Origin of the sequence: Klebsiella sp. C360, from assembly GCF_048822415.1 — a bacterium.
Taxonomy (GTDB): Bacteria; Pseudomonadota; Gammaproteobacteria; order Enterobacterales; family Enterobacteriaceae; genus Klebsiella; species Klebsiella quasipneumoniae.
Window position 1 is genome coordinate 115,889 of the sequence record NZ_JBMEZZ010000009.1, and the last position, 21,874, is coordinate 137,762.

Here is a 21,874-nt window from a genome sequence, read left to right on the forward strand (position 1 = left end):
GGCGGACAGCGAACGGTGTGTTGCCGGGGAAGAGGGGGTCGCGTTGTGCCTGGCCTTATTCGGCTTCCCGAACCCAGATACGCATTTCGCCTTCTCCGCGGTTTGCCCAGCTAAACCAGGGAATAAAGGTCAACGTCTGTGAATGGGGGGTGGCCAGAGGGTGATCGTAGCTCCACAGCTTCTGCGCATCGGCGTTTTCTGCATGTTTTCTGTAGCCTGGGGCCTGAATCAACATTTTGTGAGCAAACAGCCCCTTTCCTTCAAACACCGTGAACCTGGCATCGCGTGGCAGCAGTAGGTTATGCAGCGCCTCACCGTTATCAGCTTGTTCAAGACAATAAACCAATGGACCGCGTTGCAGCGCCACCTGGCCTGCCTGGTGGCGAACCAGCGGATTACCATATACCCGGCGAACCGGCATCGGCAACGTTAGCATCAGAGTGTCGCCTTCCTGCCAGAGATGTTGGATATGCAGATAGCCCTGGCGTATATCCTGCGTGACCGGCGCGCCGTTCAGGGTGAGCTGTGCCCCCTCGCACCAGTCCGGGAGACGCAGCGCCAGCGTATGGTTCAATGCTGACGGAGACTCGATGACAATTTTGACCTGTTCCTGCCAGGGATAGTCACCGCTGATACGCAGACGTAACGTCTTTTCTCCTACCGGGATCTCAGCCTGATTACCGACGTAGAGATTGATATACAACGCCTCTTCGCGTGGCGTATAGATATAATGTCCCAGCGAGGTCAGGAGACGAGCGATATTCGGTGGGCAACAGGCACAGCCGAACCAGCGCTGACGAACAGGCTTAACATGGTCATAAATATGATTGAATTTTAAAGCCTTGGGCTGCACTTCCAGTGGGTTGACGTAGAAGAAATGTTTACCGTCCAGCGCCATACCGCCCAGAACGGTATTGTAAAGCGCGCGCTCCATCACATCAGCATATTGGCTGTCGGCTTCCAGTTCCAGCATGCGGCGCGCGAACATCATCAGCCCGATAGAGGCGCAGCTTTCCGCATAAACGGTATCATTCGGCAGATCGTAATCGCTGCTGAAGGCTTCCCCGCTGCTCTGTGAGCCAATGCCGCCCGTAATATACAACTGACGCTGGACCATGTTTTTCCATAACCGCAGGCAGTCCTGGCGTTTGCCTTCGTTCTTGCTCAGGCGTGCAAGGTGCGCTACGCCGGCCATTAAATAAACAAAGCGAACCGCGTGACCCACAGCGGTGGTCTGTTCGGCAAGCGGCAAATGCGCCTGGCTGTAGGGTTTATCCATCACCATCCACGCCGGCCCATAGGTATTCCAGAAGGAGGTTTTGCCGCGTTTTTCATATTCGATGTCATAGAAATGCGGCTGTGTCCCACGCTGTTCAACGAAGTAATTAGCCAGCGCCATATAGCGTGGTTCCTGAGTCACATCGTACAAACGCATTAACGCCAGCTCTATTTCAGGGTGTCCCGGGTAGCCGTGCAGCTGATTGCCGTCCGGACCAAAGACGCTGTCGATATGATCGGCGAGGCGACATACCACCTCCAGCAGGCGGCGTTTACTGGTTGCCTGGAAGAATGCCACCCCAGCCTCAATCAAGTGACCGGCACAGTACAATTCGTGGCATTCGGCGAGATTAGTCCAGCGTTCCCCGGGCGCTTTCACCGTAAAATAGGTGTTCAGATAACCATCTTCACATTGCGCGGCGGCAATCAGCTCAATCACCTCGTCGGCGGTTTTTTCCAGTTCCGCATCTGGCTTCTGACACAATGACCAGGCGACTGCCTCCAGCCATTTCGCCACATCGCTGTCCTGGAACACCATTCCGTAGAATTCCCCTGCCTGCTGACCTGCGGCGATACGGAAGTTTTCTATCGCATGGCTGGGTTCAGCCTCGGCGATCCGGTCATTGAGGGCATCCCACTGATAGGGAATGACGACATCACGCACCAGTTGCTGATACTGACCCAGAAACGGATCGTTAACTTTCAGTTTGTGCAGATCGACTTCCATGATTTCTCCTTAAGACTGAATGTGACGTGCGCGCAGATCGGTTGCAATGCGCGACATCATGGGATTGTTGAGCTTACAGGCGCGGATAGCGAAGGCCAGCAACAGATGGAACAGCGCGGGCAGCAGGGTTTCCATCGCCGTGATCCCCGATAGTGAGGATGGAGTCTGGTTGCTGGCGCCGGGTTGATAAGCAACGTAGATAAATACCAGGCTGATAATGCCCGCACTGGAGGCCCATGCCAGCTTGATAAAGAACAGGTTGAAAGCAAAGTTCATCCCTGACGAACGGACACCCGTCTTCCATTCACCATAATCATCAGAGAAGGCCATCAACGAAAAATGCAGCGGTAGGGTAAAGCCCAGGATGATGCCATTGCCGAGAATGACCGCCAGCCATAGCGTTTGCCAGGACGGACCGGTTGGCAGGAACCACATCCCCACCGCCAGTAAGGCCAATACCAGATTGGTGTAGTAATAGAGCTTGACGGTATCAACGTGGCGCGACAGCCAATTGACGATCGCGGCGCCCAGAATCGAGGAAAAGGTGACCATGGTGAAAAACAGCGATGTATAGCCAGTAGAGCCGCCCAGTACATAGGTAATAAAGTACATGTAGCCGCCACCGCGAATGTTAAACACGTTGATCAACAGGAATGACATCGCCAGCATGAGTAACAACTGATCGTTTTTACGCAGACCGGCGATATGTTCGCGCAGGGTGAATTTGCCGAGCATCTCCAGGGAAACACGCTCACGTACCCAGAAAAAGCAGCACAAAAACATCACCGCCGCGATGGCGCAGAGTACGCCGACACCATACTGATAACCCTGGGCGGTATTCCCCTGACCGAGCGCTTTAACCAACCATGGCAGGCCCACGGAGACCAGGAATCCTGCCACGCCGCACAGTACAAAGCGCCATGCCTGGCAGGATATCACCTCGCTATGGCGAGTGGTCATCGTATTAATGAGCGCGCAGTAGGGGACGTTAATCGCGGTATAGCTGACTGAAAGCAGCAGGTAAGTGCCGAAGGCCCAGGCGATTTTTACCCCCATGCCGGCATCCGGCACGGTAAAGGTCAGCACCCCGATCGCTGCAATAGGAACCGCAATCCATAGCTGCCAGGGGCGAAAACGTCCCCATCGGCTTTGGGTCCGATCGGCGAGGACGCCCATGATCGGATCGGAAATAGCATCAAACACGCGCAGCGCAAGGAACAGAGTACCGACCAGCGCCGGGGTGAGCCCAAAGACGTCAGTATAGAAAAAAGTGAGAAAGTTCATGATCAGGCAGGTGATGACCGTTCCACCGGCGTCGCCCAGACCATAGCCTATTTTTTCACGGAGAGATAATTTGGCGTCCTGCACGTGCTTCGTGAGGTCGCTTGTCGTAATCGGAGCCGTAGTCATAAATAACTCCCGAAGATGATGTTCAGAATTATTCCGCTGTCTGACCGGCGGACATTTTTTGTCTTTTGCAAATACATTAATTATTTTGCACCGAATAAACGAGGCAACAAGGGAAGGGAAAAGTATAAAAAGAGGACGATTCCGACTTCGTCATAAAAGTGTGATTCCGATCCGGAAAGGCGTTAATTTATGATTAATAATCAGTTGGAAAGAGATTTTTTATCGTTTCGTTAGCGGAAAATTAAATATATATGCTTGAATTATCCATGCCTCTCCCGATTCGCGTACAAAATGGCGGCTTATTTATTTCCCGTGGCGTCGGCAGTCATCCGGCGCGTAAACTGCAGTCCTGGGAAATTATTTTTGTCGAAAAGGGGACGTTAACGATTTGCGAGGAGGGTGAAATATTTAACGTTAATGCAGGGGAGAGTTTACTGCTGTGGCCAGAACGTTCTCATGTTGGGGTGGGGGAATTTCCCGCCGACCTGAAATTTTATTGGCTGCATTTTGAAGTACTGACGGAGAGTGTCCGGTCTCTGCCGCCTGCGCTGCTTAACGTTCCGCAACATACCCGCGTCAGCGATCCACAATACATTATTTCGCTGTTTCGCCAGTTTCTTCGTGAACAGGAGAATATTCACCGCAGCCTGGCGCTGGAGCTCCTGTTATTGCTGATACTGCAGCAGATTGCCGCGGCGGCAAGCGAAAAACCGGACGACAGTCCCGGCGCTGCGCTGGCCTGGAAAGCGCAGCAGATCATCCATACCCGTTACCACTTGCCTGTTTCAGCATCGACGCTGGCGAAAGAGCTGCACTGTAATGCGGACTATTTAGGACGCGTCTATCGTCACGTTTTTCGCGTGACGTTGACCGAAGCGCTGCATCGTCAGCGGGTCAGAGCGGCGGAAAAGCTATTGATCAGTGATTCACTGTCGTTGACCGAAGTCGCGAGCCAGTGCGGCTTTAATGACGTCGGTTATTTTCGCAAGATCTTTCGCAAGCACACCAGCCTCACGCCTGCAGCCTGGAAGCGCCGCTACTGTAAGGAGCACATTAATTCAGCGTAATGAAAAATCACTTGTGCTAGTGACTAAAAACAGCGCTGATTCCATTCAGGATCAAAGCGCGGGCAGGGATTATTCTGGCACCCTGCGGTTTTATCCCCAGGGAGCAGAGGATGAACCGGTTTCTTATTGCCAATGCCCAGCAGTGTATTGGCTGTCGTACCTGTGAAGTGGCCTGCGCGGTGGCGCACCAGCAGGCGCAGGATGTCTCCATGCTGTCGACAGGCCATTTCACGCCGCGTATCCGGGTGGTGAAAAGCGGCGAGATATCAACGGCGACGGCCTGTCGGCAGTGCGAGGATGCGCCTTGCGCCAGCGTCTGCCCGCAGGGGGCGATTCGTCGGGAGGAGGACGTTTGGTGGGTCGATCAGCGCCGCTGCATCGGCTGTAAAAGCTGCATGGTGGCCTGCCCGTACGGCGCAATGACCGTCACGGTGGTGAACCAGCAGGCGCAGGCGCTGAAATGCGATTTATGTCACCACCGCGCCGAGGGGCCGGCCTGCGTAGCCGCCTGCCCGACGCAGGCGCTGCGGGTGATGGCTCCCGCGGAGCTGGAGGCGCTATGCGCGCAAAAACGCCAGCGGCTGGCGCTGGCGTGAGCGGGTCCGCTAACGGGCGTTTCCCGTCAGCGGCGTCAGGGATTAGGTTTCCTGTTCGCGCCAGGCGAATTCAACCTCTTCGGCGAGAATTTTCACCCCGGCCTCGATTTTTTGCGGGTCCGGCACATAGTTCATGCGCATGCACTGGTGGGTATGCGGCCACGGTTTATCGAGTCCCGGGAAGAAGAAATCCCCCGGCACCATCAGCACGCCGCGCTTTTTCAGCCGCTGATACAGCAGCTCGGTGGAGATCGGCAGATCCTTAAACCACAGCCAGAGGAAGATCGCCCCCTCCGGTTTGTGAATAAGGCAGCGCTCCTCCGGCAGATAGCGGCGAATAATGGCGATGGTCTCCTGCACCCGCTGGTAATAGAAGGGTTTGATCACTGTCTCTGACAGGCGCAGCAGATCCTGACGTTTAATCATTTCACACATCATTGCCGGCCCGATACCGCCGGGCGCGAGGCTGATAATGCCGTTCATGTTGCTGATGGCGGTGATGATTTTCTCGTTGGCGATGATAATCCCGCAGCGGCTGCCCGGCAGGCCCAGCTTGGACAGGCTCATACACAGCACGATGTTCGGATTCCACAGCGGTCGGGCGTCGCTGAAAATAATGCCCGGGAACGGCACGCCGTAGGCGTTATCAATCACCAGCGGGACCCCATGCTGATTCGCCAGCGCATCCAGTTTGATCAGCTCTTCATCAGTGATGACGTTGCCGGTCGGGTTGGTGGGACGCGAGACGCAGATCATCCCGGTCTCTTCCGTCACCTGCAGATGCTCAAAATCAACGTGGTACTTGAACTGGCCTTCCGGCAGCAGTTCGATATTCGGCCGGGTGGCAACGAACAGATCCTCTTCCAGGCCGGCATCGGCATAGCCGATATATTCCGGCGTCAGCGGGAACAGCACCTTACGGGTGGTGCCATCTGCCCGACGGCCTGCGAACAGATTAAACAAGTAGAAAAATGCGCTCTGACTGCCGTTTGTTAGCGCAATATTCTGTGGTTCGATCTCCCAGCCCAGCTCGTCGCGCAGCATCTTCGCCAGCAGGCTCAGCAGCTCGCTTTTGCCCTGCGGACCATCATAATTACAAAGCGCATCAAGGGCTTTGCCATTATCCAGCATGTCGGAGAGCAGCTGCTGGAAGTAGTCATTCATCTCCGGGATCTGAGCGGGGTTGCCGCCGCCCAGCATAATAGCGCCCGGCGTGCGCAGACCGTCATTAAGGTCTTCCATCAGGCGGGTAATGCCTGAATGACGGGTGAATTTGTCGCCGAAAAGGGAAAATGTCATCGCGAATCGTCTGTCGGTGGTTCTGGAAAGTGGCTAACCATAACGCCAGCGCCAGCGTGGTGCAAATCGAAGGGAAGGGGGGTGTTTTTGTTTTTATCCTGTGAATCGATTTTTTATCAGCGTATTGTGCTGACTGGCTCCCCGCCGGGCAGGGAGCCACTCCTGCTTTACTGCTGTTGTCCGGCCCAGATGACCATCACTTTGTCTTCACCGCTCTCGCGCACGAATCCGTAACCCCGCGGCATCGACAGCGTTGTCTGTTTGCCCATGCCGATCGCCGGATGGCGCGCGCGGAACTGGCCGATCTTCTGCCAGTGGGTAACGCTGCGGGCCGCTTTACCGTTGACATCCTGCCAGTTCATCTCTGAACGGGTGCCCTGTAGCGGGTCCGAGCCGGTGGGGCCGAACGGGCGCGACGACTCGTCACCATAGAAGATCTGCACGGCGCCAGGGGCCAGCAGCAACAGCTCTGCCGCCGTGGTGCCGCCTTCGCGGAACAGGCGCGTATCGTGCGAGGAGAGGTAGCTCAGGACGTTAAAGCTCTGCAGCTTGTCCGCCATTTGCTGCCAGGTGAGGTCAATGTTGGCCATGCAGTTAGCCGCTTTCGCCGCCTGGTCCTGGTAGTCGAAATTGATCATCGCATCAAAACCGTGGCGATAGTAATCGCTCTCCATCACCCCGTGTCCCCAGGCTTCGCCGGTCATCCAGAACGGCGCCGCATCCAGCGCTTTATCCGGATTGGCTTTCTTCCACTCCGCCAGCGCGGCGGTGGCCTGGGTTTTTAACTGCTGCCAGGCGTCCATCTCCACATGTTTAGCGGTATCGACGCGGAAGCCGTCGATGCCGTAGTCGCGCACCCACTGGCTCAGCCAGTGCGTCAGGTAGTCGCGCGGCGTATAGCCCGGGATCGCTTTCGCCGCAGTGTCCGGTTTATGGCTGTAGAAGTTCGGCAGGCCCGACGCCTCCTTCGATTCGGTTTTCAGATCCGGCAGGAAGGCCAGCGACATGGTGAGATCGTCATAGCCCGGGTTGTCGTAATCGCCGATATCGGTGCGGATCCACTTCTTGCCCCACCATTTCTCCCACCCGGCTTTATCGCTGAAGTTGATATAGTCGTTAAAGCTGTGCCAGGTCTGGCCCGCGCCGGGCTTCCAGTCCGTCCAGCGCTCGCCGAGGGTTTTTTTCAGCTCATCCCCTTGCAGATACAGAGAGCCGAACTGGAACTCCTGCATGTCGGCCAGGGTGGCGTAACCGGTATGGTTCATCACCACGTCGAACAGAATACGTATTCCGCGCTTATGCGCTTCATCCACCAGCCGACGGAGATCGGCTTCGGTCCCCATATTGGCGTCCAGTTTCGACCAGTCCTGGGTGTAATAGCCGTGGTAGGCGTAGTGTGGAAAATCGCCTTTCGTCCCGCCGCCGACCCAGCCGTGGATCTGCTCGAGCGGGGAGCTGATCCACAGGGCATTGACCCCCATCTGCTGCAGATAATCCAGCTTGCTGGTTAATCCCTGCAGGTCGCCGCCGTGGAAGGTGCCGATCTCCTGCATCCCGTCTTTATGTCGGCCATAGCTATTGTCGTTGGCCGGATTACCGTTCACGAAGCGGTCGGTCAGGACGAAATAGACGGTGGCGTTGTGCCAGTCGAACGGCGCCGGCGCGGCCGTCTCGGCGCGCTCGAGCAGCAGCAGACCATTGCTGCCGAAGGCGGGCTGCAGCGTGATTTTGCCGCCGCTGACGGTCGCGACATTGCCGCTGTAGAAATCGCGAACCTTGCTGCCCTCGGGGAAGGTTTTACTGACGTCGAGGGTGAGAGGTTTTCCATCCCACTTCGGACACTGGCGGATCTGCGGCGCCGCGGCGCTGGCCTCTTTTTCTTCCAGCGAAATCATCATCGTCGGCGTGCCGGAGCGAGTATCCACTTCCAGGGTATACAGACCCTGGCGGAAGATGCGCCATTGCGGCGTCGTGCCGCGACAGGGTTCCATGGAGAGCATCTGGTTGAGCTTAATGCCGCCGGAAGGCTGCCAGCACTGTTGGTCAAAATTTAGCTGCAGGGGACGTGTACCCTTCTCAACCACTTTCTGGCTGATGAAGCGACCCGTCCCTTCTTCGGTAAAAGCAGGGAAGTCGGCGGTAGTCCAGGCGGCAAAGGCCATCCCAGGCACGAATAACGTGGCAAGCGCAGCGAGTTTCATTGCGGGATCCTTGAGCGGTTTTTAGCTAGTGTGCCTTGTTGCCGCGCGAGTGAACTCCTCCCGGCGGACGTTTTACCAGGAGGATGAAAAGGGGTGAGTGACACCGCTCAAAAAATAGGCTAAAAATGAGACGAAGCTAGCATTTTCGCGCTAGCGATGCGGCGCAGAAACCGATTTCAGATGACAGCAATTCGGAATTGGACTATTTCTGTTGATGCTCTCAGTGCGTATTTTTGATACTATTAGCGATTCAGCTATCGTTTTTTTGTGAAAAACAAGGTGTTGGAATGCATATATCCGACCAGGAGACCTGATGATATCGAATCCCATACGACGATATGGGGCCGCCATACTTATGTTACTAACCTGCGTCTTTTCAGGTAGTGTGTTGGCAACAACGCACACAGCAACAAAGAGTCATAAAGCCCCAACGGTTAAGAAGATAAGTAGTACTAAGGTAAGCAGTAAACAAGAGTATTCTCGCAATAGTGTAAAGAGCAGTTCACTTCCTGACTTGCGAAAATACCCTTCCGGAACACCAAGGAAAAAAGCGTTTCTCCGGACGGTCATGCCTTATATTACCAAGCAGAATCAGGCGATTACTGCGGATCGTAACTGGCTTGTATCCAAGCAGTACGATGCTCGCTGGTCGCCGAGCGAAAAGGCGCGCCTGAAAGACATCGCGACACGTTATAAGGTGAAGTGGTCAGGTAATACGCGTCATGTGCCCTGGAACACGCTGCTTGAGCGTGTCGACATTATTCCGAACAGCATGGTCGCGACCATGGCGGCGGCGGAAAGTGGCTGGGGTACTTCCAAGCTGGCGCGTGAGAACAACAATCTGTTCGGCATGAAGTGCGGCGCTGGTCGCTGCCGCGGCGCGATGAAAGGCTACTCGCAGTTTGAGTCGGTGGAGCAGTCGGTGCAGGCTTACGTCACAAACCTGAACACCCACCCGGCCTATTCCTCTTTCCGCAAATCGCGCCTGCAGCTGCGCAAGGCGGATCAGGAAGTAACGGCCAGCACCATGATTCATAAGCTGAAGGGCTATTCGACCAGAGGGTCGAGCTACAACAACTATCTCTTCGCGATGTATCAGGATAACCAGCGGTTAATTGCCGCGCACATGTAATGTGCTTATCTACGTGATTATTCATGCCCGGCGCGCAAGCCCGGGCATTTTTCTTTGCTCTCTACATCATGACTTCGCTGTGCCGGTCACGGTACTCCTTCGGCGTCACGTCGTACTCTTTCTTAAACACCGAATAGAAATATTGCAGCGACGGGTAGCCGCACATCTGTGAAATTTCATTGATCGACAGGCTGGTGGACACCAGCAGGCTGCGCGCCTTTTCCAGTTTCTCGCTGTGGATCACCGTGTGGATGGTCTCCCCGACCTCCTCTTTAAAGCGTTTCTCCAGGTTGGAGCGTGAAATGCCGACGGCGTCGAGCACCTGCTCCACCTTGATGCCTTTGCAGGCATTGTTGCGAATGTAATGCATCGCCTGAATCACGGAAGGATCGTTTAACGACCGGTAGTCGGTGGAACGTCGTTCAACGACGCGCATCGGCGGGATCAGCTGGCGCTGCAGCGGGAGCGCCTCGTTATTCAGCAGCCGGTGGAGCAATTTTGCCGCCTGATAACCCATCTGGCGGGTGCCCTGGGCGACGGAGGAGAGGGCGACGCGCGAGAGGTAGCGGGTCAGCTCCTCATTATCGATGCCAATAACGCACAGTTTCTCGGGCACCGGGATATGCAGCAGCTCGCAGGCCTGCAGGACGTGGCGGGCGCGCGCGTCGGTGACGGCGATAATGCCGGTTTGCGGCGGCAGCGTTTGCAGCCAGTCGGCGAGCCGGTTTTGCGCGTGCTGCCAGTTTTCCGGCGCCGTCTCCAGCCCCTGGTAGACCACGCCGCGGTACTTCTCCTTCGCCACCAGCTGGCAGAAGGCATACTCGCGCTCTACCGCCCAGCGTTTACCGCTGGAGGTGGGCAGTCCGTAAAACGCGAAGCGGTGTACCCCTTTTTCCTTCAGATGAAGAAAGGCGCTTTCCACCAGCGCGGTGTTGTCCGTGGCGATATAGTGGACCGGCGGGTACTGCTCTGGCTGATGATAAGAGCCGCCGACGCCGACGATGGGGACGTTGACATCGGCCAGTAGCTTTTCGATTTCGGGATCGTCATAGTCGGCGATAACGCCATCGCCTAACCACTCTTTGATGTTTTCGATTCGTGCCCGAAAATCCTCTTCAATAAAGATATCCCACTCCAGCTGAGAGGCCTGCAGATACTCGCCGACACCCTCAACCACCTGGCGGTCATAAGCTTTGTTGGCGTTAAATAACAGCGTGATACGGTGACGCTTTTCAAACATAGATGATGTTCCTGCTCTAACCCCGGTCATACCCCTTCATTCATGATGTTGCCGATGGCCTGGCTTTCTCATTCACCCCAGCCACGTACGCGATACGCGGCTGGGATGCGCCGTCTGCAACCCGAATGCTGTTGGGTATACACTACCGGCTAATGCCCGAGATATTTCAAGCGCCTTATGGCGAAGTTTGGTGGTAGCGCAAAGAATTCAGACATTCTTCAGAGAGCGCTTCCTTACGCGCGCCGCTTGGTGGCGGAGTCCATCCACACCGCCAGCAGCAAAATGGCGCCTTTGACGATATATTGCCAGAAGGTGGCAACGTCCATCATGCTCATGCCGTTATCCAGGGCCGACATAATAAACGCCCCCATTACCGCCCCGGCGACACTGCCGATACCGCCCGCCAGGCTGGTACCGCCGATGACGCAGGCGGCGATGGCGTCCAGTTCGGCGATGTTGCCCGCCGAGGGGGAGCCCGCGCCAAGGCGCGAGCTGAGGATCAGTCCGGCAATGGCGACCATCAGGCCGTTAATGGCAAACACCGCCAGCTTGGTACGCTCGACGTTAATCCCGGACAGGCGTGCCGCCTCCAGGTTGCCGCCGATGGCGTAGATGCGGCGGCCAAAGGCGGTGCGAGTGGCCATGAACAGGCCTGCCAGCAGCAGGGCGGCGAGGATCAGTACCGGCGTCGGCACGCCGCGATAGTCATTGAGCAGCCAGATTGCGCCCAGCACAATCACCGCGGTAATGGCCTGGCGGCCAACGGCCGCGGTGGAGGACGCGGTCGCCAGACCTAACGCCTGCCGACGCATCCGTCCGCGCCACTGCCAGATAATGAACGCCGCCATGCCGACAACGCCGATGCCAAAGCCAATGCCATCGGGCAGGTAGCTTTGGCCGATCTGCGCCATCGCCGGGCTGGTGGGCGAGACGGTGGTCCCGTTGGTGATGCCGATCAGAATGCCGCGAAACGCCAGCATCCCGGCGAGGGTGACGATAAACGAGGGGACCTTGCGATAGGCCACCCACCATCCGTTCCATGCGCCGAGCAGCAGCCCCATCACCAGCGTCACCAGAATGGTGAGCGGCAGCGGCCAGCCGAGCCAGACGTCAAAGATCGCCGCGGCGCCGCCCAACAGCCCCATCATCGAGCCGACGGACAGGTCGATTTCTGCCGAAATAATCACAAACACCATGCCGACGGCGAGGATGCCGGTTATGGCCGTCTGGCGCAGCAGGTTGGAGATATTGCGCGCGCTCAGGTAGGCGCCATCGGTAACCCAGGTGAAAAACAGCATAATGACGACGATCGCGGCGATCATCACGAAGACCTGGAGGTTCAGCCCCTTCAGCGCCGGCAGGGCGGTGGGGGCGGTTGGGGTAAGTTTGATTTCAGACGACGTGTTCTTCGACATGGCGTTCGCTCCTCAGCGCGGCTTCCATCACCTGTTCCTGGGTCAGATGTTGATTAACCAAATTGGCTTTTAGCCTGCCTTCGTGCATGACCAGCACCCGATCGCTAAGACCAAGCACCTCGGGCAGTTCGGATGAAATGACAATGACCGCGATGCCCTGCTGCACCAGCTGGTTAATCAGTTTATAAATTTCATACTTCGCCCCGATATCGATGCCGCGGGTGGGTTCGTCGAGGATCAGAATGCGTGGATTCAGCAGCAGACAGCGGGCCAGAATCGCCTTTTGCTGGTTGCCGCCGCTCAGGCGGCCAATCGCCAGCTCCGGCGAGGAGGTTTTAATTTTCAATCGCTGAATGGACTGCTCAATACAGTGCTGCTCGGCGGCGTCGTCCAGGCTGCTCATCGCGCCGGTGAACTGGCTGAGCGCCGCCAGGGTAATGTTTTTACCCACCGCCATCACCGGCACGATGCCGTCTTTTTTGCGGTCTTCCGGCACCATGGCGATGCCGTGGCCAATGGCCTGCTGACAGTTAGTGATGCTGACCGGCTGGCCATCAATGAAGATCTCCCCCTGCCAGCGCCCCGGCCAGACGCCGAACAGGCACTGCACCGCCTCGGTCCGTCCGGCGCCGACCAGCCCGGCGATGCCGAGGATCTCCCCGCGATGCAGGGAAAACGAGACGTCGTTGACCCGCTTAATATGACGGTTTACCGGGTGCCAGGCGGTTAAATGTTCGACCCGCAGGATCTCCTCGCCGTGGGCGTGCGGTTCGCTGGGATAGAGCGCGGTGAGCTCCCGGCCAACCATCATGGTGATGATGTCGTCTTCGCTCATGCCGCTGGCGTCGCGGGTGCCGATATGCTGGCCATCGCGGATCACGCAGATCGTATCGGAGATCGCTTTGACCTCATTGAGCTTGTGCGAAATATAGATGCAGGCGATATCGTGGTTTTGCAGATCGCGAACGATCGCCAGCAGCGTCGCGGTCTCTTGTTCGGTTAAGGAGGCGGTTGGTTCGTCGAGGATCAGCAGGCGCACCTGTTTATTCAGCGCCTTGGCGATCTCCACCAGCTGCTGCTGACCGAGGCCGAGGTCGCCGACGCGGGTGTCGGGCGAAATGGGCAGATTGACCTGCGCCAGCAGCTTCTGGCAGCGCAGCGTCATGGTTTCATAATCCAGCAGGCCGTGGCGGGATATTTCGGCGCCGAGGAAAATGTTCTCCAGCACGGTGAGATGTTTCACCAGCGCCAGCTCCTGATGAATAATGGCGATGCCTTTACGTTCGGTATCGCGAATATGGTTTGCCTGCAGCGTTTCGCCGGCAAAAATAATCTCGCCCTCATAGCTTCCGTGCGGATAGATACCGCACAGCACCTTCATCAGCGTCGATTTTCCCGAACCATTTTCACCGCATAACGAGACCACCTCGCCAGCGTTCAGGCGCAGGCTGACATTATCCACGGCCTTAACGGCGCCGAAGGTTTTGGTGATGTTCTTCATTTCGAGTAGCCAGGCCATAAAGACTCCGCAAAAGTGATATCCGGCGGGATGAAAATGACGCCCCGTAGCGGGGCGTCAGCCATTACAGTTCACTCTTTTTATGGAAACCGTCTTTAATCACCGTGGCGTCGATATTCTCTTTATTCACTTCAATTGGCGTTAACAGGCGCGAAGGGACATCTTTTAAGCCGTTATTTAGCGTGGTGTCAGACTTCGGCTGCTTATCGTTGCCCAGCTCAACGGCGATTTCGGCGGCGTTGGTGGCCAGGGTGGTAATCGGTTTATAGACGGTCATCGTCTGGGTACCGGAAATAATGCGCTTCACGCCCGCCAGGTCAGCATCCTGACCGGAGATCGCCACTTTGCCTGCCAGCCCCTGGGCGGTTAAGGCCTGGATGGCGCCGCCGGCGGTTGCGTCATTGGAGGCCACCACGGCATCGATTTTGTTATTATTCGCCGTCAGCGCGTTTTCCATTATTTTCAGCGCGTTTTCCGGCAGCCAGCCGTCAACCCACTGATCGCCGACAATCTTAATTTTGCCCTCATCGACATACGGCTTGAGGATCTTCATCTGGCCGGCGCGGAACAGCTTGGCGTTATTATCCACCGGCGAGCCGCCCATCAGAAAATAATTACCCTGCGGCACTTTGTCGACCAGGCTTTGCGCCTGCATTTCGCCGACTTTTTCATTGTCGAAAGAAATATAGAAATCAATATCGGCATTATTAATCATGCGATCATAGGCCAGCACTTTAATACCTTCCTGCTTGGCCTCTTTAATAACGTTACTGAGCACCTGACCGTTATAAGGAATAATGACCAAGACATCGACGCCGCGGTTGATCATGTTTTCAATTTGCGACATCTGCGTTTCTTCATTGCCATTGGCGGACTGGACAAAAACTTTGGCGCCTAAGGATTCCGCTTTATTGACGAAAATATCGCGGTCTTTCTGCCAGCGTTCCAGACGCAGATCGTCGATGGCCATGCCAATCTTCACTTCTTTCGCCATCCCCGCCATGCTGGCGAGCAGGAGGGAGCTAGCGCAAAGCGTAAGGCAAAGGTTCTTTATCTTCATAATAACGATACCTTTTTTGTAAGGGTAGGTAAGACGAACGGAAAAATAATGTTTGATACATGAGGTTGCGGATACGTTACAGATTCTTAACGCGGAAAGCAGGGCTGGCAATTACCGGTTCTTATTTTGCAGTTATGAAATTTCGTTTAATGCGCAAATTATGACGGCGATCGTATTTTATTCATGCACACTCTTATTATTGCACTGGACCTCTCTGACAGGACGGCAGAAGAACGCGCCGATATTATTTTTTGCGAGCTGGCGCACGTTTGTGGATTCTCTCAATGGCGGTGTGAAATAACGTAATTGAGGAAAATGAAAGCGAAATTCTATATTGGCTTAAACCCGTCATACTTCAAGTTGTAGGTGTGTTGGTGACATTCGTTGCTTCGCCCCCTGGTTATCGGGGACTCGCGCTCCTGCCGCCTTCCTGCAACTCGAATTATTTAGGGTACCTGATTGGTTATTCGCCGCATCTCTGAATATGGAGTTCTCTATGCAGACCTATTTCGATCAACTCGATCGCGTTCGTTACGAAGGCCCGAAATCCGCTAACCCGCTGGCTTTCCGTCATTACAACCCGGATGAACTGGTGCTGGGCAAACGGATGGAAGATCATCTGCGTTTTGCGGCCTGTTACTGGCACACCTTCTGCTGGAATGGCGCCGATATGTTTGGCGTGGGCTCCTTCGACCGCCCATGGCAGCAGCCTGGCGACGCCCTGGAGATGGCCAAACGCAAAGCCGATGTGGCGTTCGAATTTTTCCATAAACTCAACGTGCCTTACTACTGCTTCCACGACGTTGACGTCTCGCCGGAAGGGAGTTCGCTCAAGGAGTACAGCAATAACTTCGCCCGGATGGTCGAGGTGCTGGCGGAGAAGCAGCAGCAGAGCGGCGTCAAGCTCCTGTGGGGGACCGCAAACTGCTTCACCAACCCGCGCTACGGCGCCGGCGCGGCCACCAACCCGGACCCGGAAGTGTTTAGCTGGGCGGCCACCCAGGTGGTTACCGCCATGAATGCCACCCATCAGCTGGGCGGCGAAAACTATGTCCTGTGGGGCGGTCGCGAGGGCTATGAAACCCTGCTGAATACCGACCTGCGCCAGGAGCGTGAACAGATAGGGCGCTTTATGCAGCTGGTGGTGGAGCATAAGCATAAAATCGGCTTTAAAGGCACGCTGCTGATCGAGCCCAAACCGCAGGAGCCTACCAAGCATCAGTATGATTATGACGCCTCTACCGTGTACGGCTTCCTCAAGCAGTTTGGTCTGGAAAAAGAGATTAAACTGAACATTGAAGCCAACCATGCGACCCTTGCCGGCCACTCGTTCCATCATGAGATCGCGACGGCCATCGCGCTGGGGCTGTTCGGTTCCGTCGACGCCAACCGCGGCGATCCGCAGCTGGGCTGGGATACCGACCAGTTCCCGAACAGCGTCGAAGAGAACGCGCTGGTGATGTATGAAATTCTCAAAGCGGGCGGCTTCACCACCGGCGGCCTCAATTTTGATGCGAAAGTGCGCCGTCAGAGCACCGACAAATACGATCTGTTCTACGGTCATATTGGCGCGATGGATACCATGGCGCTGTCGCTGAAGGTCGCGGCGCGGATGATCGAAGACGGTGAGCTGGATAAACGCGTGGCCAAACGCTACGCCGGCTGGAACGGCGAGCTGGGGCAGCAGATCCTTAACGGGCAGATGACCCTCAGCGACATTGCCCAGTACGCCGCTCAGCATCAGCTGGCGCCGCAGCATCGCAGCGGCCAACAGGAACAACTGGAAAACCTGGTCAACCATTATCTGTTTGACAAGTAATCATGCGGCGGCGCCCGGCGTGACCGGGACCGCCACCAGGATGCTCTGTTCGCGCCACGCTCAGCCGTGGCGCGCGTTTAAGGAGAGGTAGTATGTATATCGGCATCGATCTGGGGACATCGGGCGTCAAAGCCATTCTGCTCAATGAGCAGGGTGATGTGGTGGCATCGCATACCGAAAAACTCACCGTCTCGCGTCCGCATCCGCTGTGGTCGGAACAAGATCCCGAGCAGTGGTGGCAGGCTACGGACACGGCGATGAAAGCCCTGGGCGCGCAGCATAGTCTGCGCGACGTGAAGGCGCTGGGGATCGCCGGGCAGATGCACGGCGCCACCCTGCTGGATAAATCGCTACAGGTGCTGCGTCCTGCCATTTTATGGAATGACGGCCGCTGCGGCGAAGAGTGCCAGCTGCTGGAGGAAAAAGTCAGCGCTTCCCGGCAGATCACCGGCAACCTGATGATGCCGGGCTTTACGGCGCCGAAGCTCTTGTGGGTGCAGCGCCACGAGGCGGCGGTGTTCAGCCAGGTCGATAAAGTGCTGTTGCCGAAGGATTATCTGCGTCTGCGGATGACCGGCGAGCTTGCCAGCGATATGTCTGACGCCGCCGGTACCCTGTGGATGGATGTCGCCCGACGCGACTGGAGCGATGAGATGCTCGCCGCCTGCGATCTCAGCCGGGACGCGATGCCGGCGCTGTTTGAAGGCAGCGACGTCACCGGGCAGCTGCGTCCGGAGGTGGCGCAGGCGTGGAATATGCCACAGGCGCTGGTGGTGGGGGGCGGCGGCGACAACGCCGCTGGCGCGGTCGGGGTCGGCATGGCCGATGCCGGTCAGGCGATGCTGTCGCTGGGCACTTCAGGTGTGTATTTCGCGGTCAGCGAAGGGTTCCTCAGCAAGCCTGAAAGCGCAGTGCATAGCTTTTGCCATGCGCTGCCGGGCCGCTGGCATCTGATGTCGGTGATGCTCAGCGCGGCTTCCTGTCTGGACTGGGCGGCGAAATTAACCGGTCTCGCCAGCGTGCCGGCGCTGATTGCGGCGGCGCAGTCAGCCGACGAGAGCGCCGGTCCGGTGTGGTTCCTGCCCTATCTGTCGGGCGAACGCACGCCGCACAACAACCCGCAGGCCAAGGGCGTCTTCTTCGGCCTGACGCATCAGCATGGGCCGGCAGAGCTGGCGCGGGCGGTGCTGGAGGGGGTGGGCTATGCGCTGGCGGACGGCATGGACGTGGTTCACGCCTGCGGCATCAAGCCGCAGAGCATCACCCTTATCGGCGGCGGGGCGCGTAGCGCTTACTGGCGACAAATGCTGGCGGATATCAGCGGCCAGCAGCTCGATTATCGTACCGGGGGCGACGTCGGCCCGGCGCTGGGGGCGGCCAGGCTGGCGCAGCTGGCGGTGCACGGCGAAGCCGACCGCGCCGGGCTGTTGTCGCCGCTGCCGCTTGAGCAAGCGCATCGCCCGGACGATCGCCGAGTGGCCCACTATGCGCCACAGCGGGAAACCTTCCGCCAGATTTATCAGCAGCTGAAACCGCTGATGTCATAGCCTCAGTCCGTCCGGCAACGCCGGGCGGATTACTTCCCTGAATGTCCCGGCTACATCCATCCAAAAAAGCGTATTTGTTTATTCCGAAATCTCCGTTTGGCCGTGCGTAACCTGAGGCATCGCCGGGGGAGTCGGTCATAATCAGCCCCTGTCGACCAGGGAGGTGAGATGAACACAAAACGCAATATTGCCAGGGTGATGATGGCAGCAGGATCGCTGGTTTATCTGCTCGGTATCTGGCGAACCTGCCCGTTGTTTAGCGGTAAAGGTTATTTTCTCGGCGTACTGGTGATGGGGATGTTTGCCGTCCTCGCCCATCAGCGCGCCAGACGGTGGCAGGAACAGGACGACGGTTTTATTGCCTTATGCCGGTTGGTGCTGCTGCTATCGGTCGGCCTGCTGCTGGTGGGCGCCTGGTATGTGCCGGCAGGCTGGCATGAAAAAGCCGTCTATATCGCGGCATGGTTTGTCTGCTTATATGGCGCATCGGCAACCCCCGAACGGATCCGCGTCGCCTGCGCGATGCAAAAAACGGAATAAGCGCCATCCGTGGGCGCGTAAGAGGTAAAAGTAATGGAAAACAAGCACGCGACGTATTCTCCGGCCTTTCATTTAATCTCCTGGATTGCCCTGATCGGCGGCATCGCCACCTATCTGGTCGGCCTGTGGAATGCGGATATGCAGTTGAATGAAAAAGGCTATTATTTTGCTGTCCTGGTGCTGGGGTTGTTTGCCGCAGCGTCTTATCAGAAGACGGTGCGCGATAAATATGAAGCCATTCCGACCACCGCGCTGTACTACACCACCTGTCTGGTGGCCTTCGTCATCGCCGTTGGCCTGCTGGTTATCGGGTTGTGGAACGCCAGTCTGCTGCTCAGCGAGAAAGGGTTCTATGGACTGGCGTACTTTTTGAGCCTGTTTGGCGCCGTTGCGGTGCAGAAAAACGTGCGTGATGCCTGGGACCCGACCCGTGTAAGAGAGCCTCTCAGCGTGCCGGAAGAGGGGCCTGAACTGTGAGTCAGGCCCGCTCTCGGCGGCAGGTCGTTAACTGACCAGCCGCCGGCTATCAACCCGCTGCACCAGGCCGGACAGCAGCAGGCTGCCGAGCAGGGCGGCGCTGAAAATCCACACAATATCCAGCAGCGGCCAGCGGCTCAGTTCCAGATGGCTGGCGCGCAGCGCATGCACAATCAGGGCATGGAAGCCGTAAATTCCCAGAGAATGACGTGCAATACATTCGATACCGGGCAGGGGACGCGCGTTCAGCCATTTTTTGGCGAGCGTCAGCAGGGCGACCGCGCAAACGAACACCGCCGGCCCGCAGTAGAGATACCAGGTGTCGCCGAAGTCCCCGCGCCAGCGTAGCTCATGCAGCGTGCCGCGGGAGATGACCCACACGGCGGCGAGGAACAGCGCGGCGCAGAGCGGGGTCAGCCATTTTTTATCGGTATCCAGGGTGCCAATGGCCCTGCCCAACACGCCGTAGAGCACGTAATAAAAGGTGTCGCCATTGATATAGAGGTTGACCGGCAGCCACTCAATCCCGGCGGCTTTGACGCCAACCATGTTGGGGTTGGCCAGAATGCCGAGGATCGTCATCAGCGCCAGCAGCATTTTGCCGTTGACGGATTTAACCTGAATAAGCGGCGAGAGCAGATAGATAACGGCGATAGCAAAGAAAAACCACAGGTGGTAGAAGACGGGCTTCTGCAGCAAATTCTTTAACGACAGCTCGACGTTGATATGGGTAAACAGCGCGATATATAGCAGAGACAGCGCGCTATAGAACGCAATGCACAGGCCAATCCGCCAGAAATGGCGCGGCTGAGCGCTGCGTTCCCCAAAAAACAGATACCCCGAGATCATAAAAAACAGCGGCACGCTGACGCGGGAGGCGGAATTGAGCAGATTGGCGATATCCCATTGCAGCAGGGTAATCGTATGCGGATGAGTGATATACCAGCTGGTACTGTGGATCATCACCACCATCATGCAGGCAATGCCGCGCAGGTTGGTGATCCAGTGTATCTTTTCTTGCATCAGTCCCTCAAAGTCTACTGGCGATATAAGGTCTGACCCGCCTTATGCCCCGGTGTCGCACGAGATTAGTCTGAGTTTTTGATCACAGACTTGTCGCTGTTTCATGATATTCGCAAAATACCTGTAATACTGGATCTTTGCGATAACAACTTGCTGACAAGGCGGTGGAGGAGAACGTGGTGAAAGGTGTCGTTTCCATAATGCTGGCGCTGCTCCTTGCGGGCTGCAGCGAGACCGTTTCCCCGCCGGCGCAAAAGGCGCAGCGCGCGCATATTACACCGCAAACTACGCTCAATATGGCGCAGCTTTGCAAGGATCAGGCCGCTATCCGCTATAACACGCAAACGCAGTTAGTTGACGTGAACCATCTTGAACAATTCCAGGCGAGCTATGAGCTGTCGGGTCGTACCGGCAAGAATGAACGTTTCATCTGTTCCTTTGACCCCGACGGCCAGTTTATGCATCTTTCGATGCGCTGAATCGACCCCGCCTGGCGTAAATTTCGTCCGTTTTCCTGAAACTACGCCGTTTCGTACTGTATATCTCGCAGCCAGCGGGTATACTGACTCCTTCCTTTAAATCCACACGTATCCAGCACGAAATCATATGCAAAAGTTTGATACCAGGACCTTCCAGGGCCTGATCCTGACCTTACAGGATTACTGGGCTCGTCAGGGCTGCACCATTGTTCAACCACTGGACATGGAAGTCGGCGCCGGCACCTCTCACCCGATGACCTGCCTGCGCGCGTTAGGGCCGGAGCCGATGGCGACCGCCTACGTGCAGCCTTCCCGTCGTCCAACCGATGGCCGCTATGGCGAAAACCCGAACCGTTTACAGCATTACTATCAGTTCCAGGTGGTGATTAAGCCTTCTCCGGACAACATCCAGGAGCTGTACCTCGGGTCGCTGAAAGAGCTGGGTATGGACCCGACCATTCACGACATTCGCTTCGTCGAAGACAACTGGGAAAACCCGACGCTGGGGGCCTGGGGTCTGGGTTGGGAAGTGTGGCTCAACGGCATGGAAGTGACGCAGTTCACTTACTTCCAGCAGGTGGGCGGCCTGGAGTGTAAGCCGGTGACCGGCGAGATCACCTACGGCCTGGAGCGTCTGGCGATGTATATCCAGGGCGTCGACAGCGTCTACGACCTGGTCTGGAGCGATGGCCCGCTGGGTAAAACCACTTACGGCGACGTGTTCCACCAGAACGAAGTGGAGCAGTCCACCTATAACTTCGAATACGCCGACGTCGATTTCCTCTTCTCCTGCTTCGAGCAGTATGAGAAAGAGGCCCAGCATCTGCTGGCGCTGGAGACCCCGCTGCCGCTGCCGGCCTACGAGCGCATTCTGAAAGCGGCTCACAGCTTCAACCTGTTGGATGCGCGTAAAGCCATCTCCGTCACCGAGCGTCAGCGCTATATCCTGCGCATTCGCACCCTGACGAAAGCAGTGGCGGAAGCGTACTACGCTTCCCGTGAAGCGCTCGGCTTCCCGATGTGCAACAAGAATAAATAAGAGGCG

18 protein-coding genes are annotated in these 21,874 nt (G+C 56.8%); 9 read left to right on the forward strand and 9 right to left on the reverse strand.

The annotated features are described in order from the left end of the window. Positions 1-55: 55 nt before the first annotated feature. Positions 56-2,005, reverse strand: a complete 1,950-nt coding sequence (locus ACOI7D_RS21175; protein WP_048298561.1) for a glycoside hydrolase family 127 protein — start codon at positions 2,003-2,005, stop codon at positions 56-58. A 9-nt stretch (positions 2,006-2,014) separates the two neighbouring features. After that, entirely contained in the window at positions 2,015-3,415 is a 1,401-nt protein-coding gene (locus ACOI7D_RS21180; protein WP_032454349.1) for an MFS transporter, read from the reverse strand. Positions 3,416-3,666: 251 nt separating this feature from the next. On the opposite strand from ACOI7D_RS21180, the gene ACOI7D_RS21185 reads away from it, so the two are divergent. Then, positions 3,667-4,482, forward strand: coding sequence for an AraC family transcriptional regulator (locus tag ACOI7D_RS21185; RefSeq protein ID WP_044525031.1), 816 nt, complete (start codon positions 3,667-3,669; stop codon positions 4,480-4,482). Positions 4,483-4,592: 110 nt separating this feature from the next. Continuing rightward, entirely contained in the window at positions 4,593-5,078 is a 486-nt protein-coding gene (locus ACOI7D_RS21190; protein ID WP_032454347.1) for a 4Fe-4S dicluster domain-containing protein, read from the forward strand. A gap of 42 nt (positions 5,079-5,120) precedes the next feature. Here ACOI7D_RS21190 and avtA read toward each other — a convergent pair whose 3' ends face one another. Both avtA and ACOI7D_RS21200 read right to left on the reverse strand, forming a co-directional pair. Beyond that, a complete protein-coding gene (avtA, locus tag ACOI7D_RS21195; protein WP_109546819.1) occupies positions 5,121-6,377 on the reverse strand; it encodes a valine--pyruvate transaminase in 1,257 nt (418 codons plus the stop codon). A 167-nt stretch (positions 6,378-6,544) separates the two neighbouring features. After that, positions 6,545-8,578 carry an alpha-amylase gene (locus tag ACOI7D_RS21200; protein ID WP_109546820.1) on the reverse strand — a complete coding sequence of 678 codons (2,034 nt, stop codon included), beginning with the start codon at positions 8,576-8,578 and terminating at the stop codon, positions 6,545-6,547. Positions 8,579-8,891: 313 nt separating this feature from the next. Here ACOI7D_RS21200 and ACOI7D_RS21205 point away from each other — a divergent pair, with 313 nt between their 5' ends. Next, on the forward strand, positions 8,892-9,710 hold the full coding sequence (locus tag ACOI7D_RS21205) for a protein bax (RefSeq protein WP_060589859.1): 819 nt from the start codon (positions 8,892-8,894) through the stop codon (positions 9,708-9,710). A 61-nt stretch (positions 9,711-9,771) separates the two neighbouring features. Here the strand turns inward: ACOI7D_RS21205 and xylR are convergent, their stop codons facing one another. The 4 genes from xylR to xylF all read right to left on the reverse strand — a co-directional run bounded on the left by xylR (position 9,772) and on the right by xylF (position 14,944). Then, the gene (xylR, locus tag ACOI7D_RS21210) at positions 9,772-10,950 is read right to left on the reverse strand and encodes a D-xylose utilization transcriptional activator XylR (RefSeq protein WP_023291336.1); all 1,179 of its coding nucleotides are present in this window, start codon (positions 10,948-10,950) and stop codon (positions 9,772-9,774) included. Between the two features lie 233 nt (positions 10,951-11,183). After that, positions 11,184-12,365, reverse strand: a complete 1,182-nt coding sequence (xylH, locus tag ACOI7D_RS21215; RefSeq protein WP_017900029.1) for a xylose ABC transporter permease XylH — start codon at positions 12,363-12,365, stop codon at positions 11,184-11,186. Further along, on the reverse strand, positions 12,343-13,884 hold the full coding sequence (locus ACOI7D_RS21220; protein ID WP_044525029.1) for a xylose ABC transporter ATP-binding protein: 1,542 nt from the start codon (positions 13,882-13,884) through the stop codon (positions 12,343-12,345). Before ACOI7D_RS21220 ends, xylH begins: the two co-directional genes overlap by 23 nt. Before the next feature lie 64 nt (positions 13,885-13,948). Further along, positions 13,949-14,944 (reverse strand): D-xylose ABC transporter substrate-binding protein, encoded by a 996-nt coding sequence (xylF, locus tag ACOI7D_RS21225; RefSeq protein WP_023291333.1) that lies wholly within the window; start codon positions 14,942-14,944, stop codon positions 13,949-13,951. A gap of 496 nt (positions 14,945-15,440) precedes the next feature. On the opposite strand from xylF, the gene xylA reads away from it, so the two are divergent. The 4 genes from xylA to yiaA all read left to right on the forward strand — a co-directional run bounded on the left by xylA (position 15,441) and on the right by yiaA (position 19,327). Next, entirely contained in the window at positions 15,441-16,763 is a 1,323-nt protein-coding gene (gene xylA, locus ACOI7D_RS21230; RefSeq protein ID WP_023291332.1) for a xylose isomerase, read from the forward strand. 92 nt (positions 16,764-16,855) lie between these two features. Continuing rightward, positions 16,856-18,310 carry a xylulokinase gene (xylB, locus tag ACOI7D_RS21235; protein ID WP_044525028.1) on the forward strand — a complete coding sequence of 485 codons (1,455 nt, stop codon included), beginning with the start codon at positions 16,856-16,858 and terminating at the stop codon, positions 18,308-18,310. Positions 18,311-18,478: 168 nt separating this feature from the next. Continuing rightward, positions 18,479-18,850, forward strand: coding sequence for an inner membrane protein YiaB (gene yiaB / locus ACOI7D_RS21240; protein WP_032454341.1), 372 nt, complete (start codon positions 18,479-18,481; stop codon positions 18,848-18,850). Between the two features lie 33 nt (positions 18,851-18,883). Next, entirely contained in the window at positions 18,884-19,327 is a 444-nt protein-coding gene (yiaA, locus tag ACOI7D_RS21245) for an inner membrane protein YiaA (RefSeq protein ID WP_032454340.1), read from the forward strand. 27 nt (positions 19,328-19,354) lie between these two features. Here yiaA and ACOI7D_RS21250 read toward each other — a convergent pair whose 3' ends face one another. Next, on the reverse strand, positions 19,355-20,350 hold the full coding sequence (locus ACOI7D_RS21250) for an acyltransferase (RefSeq protein ID WP_109546821.1): 996 nt from the start codon (positions 20,348-20,350) through the stop codon (positions 19,355-19,357). A 179-nt stretch (positions 20,351-20,529) separates the two neighbouring features. Here ACOI7D_RS21250 and ACOI7D_RS21255 point away from each other — a divergent pair, with 179 nt between their 5' ends. Then, positions 20,530-20,829: a YsaB family lipoprotein gene (locus ACOI7D_RS21255; RefSeq protein WP_072096573.1), complete on the forward strand. Its 300-nt coding sequence runs from the start codon at positions 20,530-20,532 to the stop codon at positions 20,827-20,829. A 127-nt stretch (positions 20,830-20,956) separates the two neighbouring features. Next, on the forward strand, positions 20,957-21,868 hold the full coding sequence (gene glyQ, locus ACOI7D_RS21260) for a glycine--tRNA ligase subunit alpha (RefSeq protein WP_023291326.1): 912 nt from the start codon (positions 20,957-20,959) through the stop codon (positions 21,866-21,868). Positions 21,869-21,874: the final 6 nt, after the last annotated feature.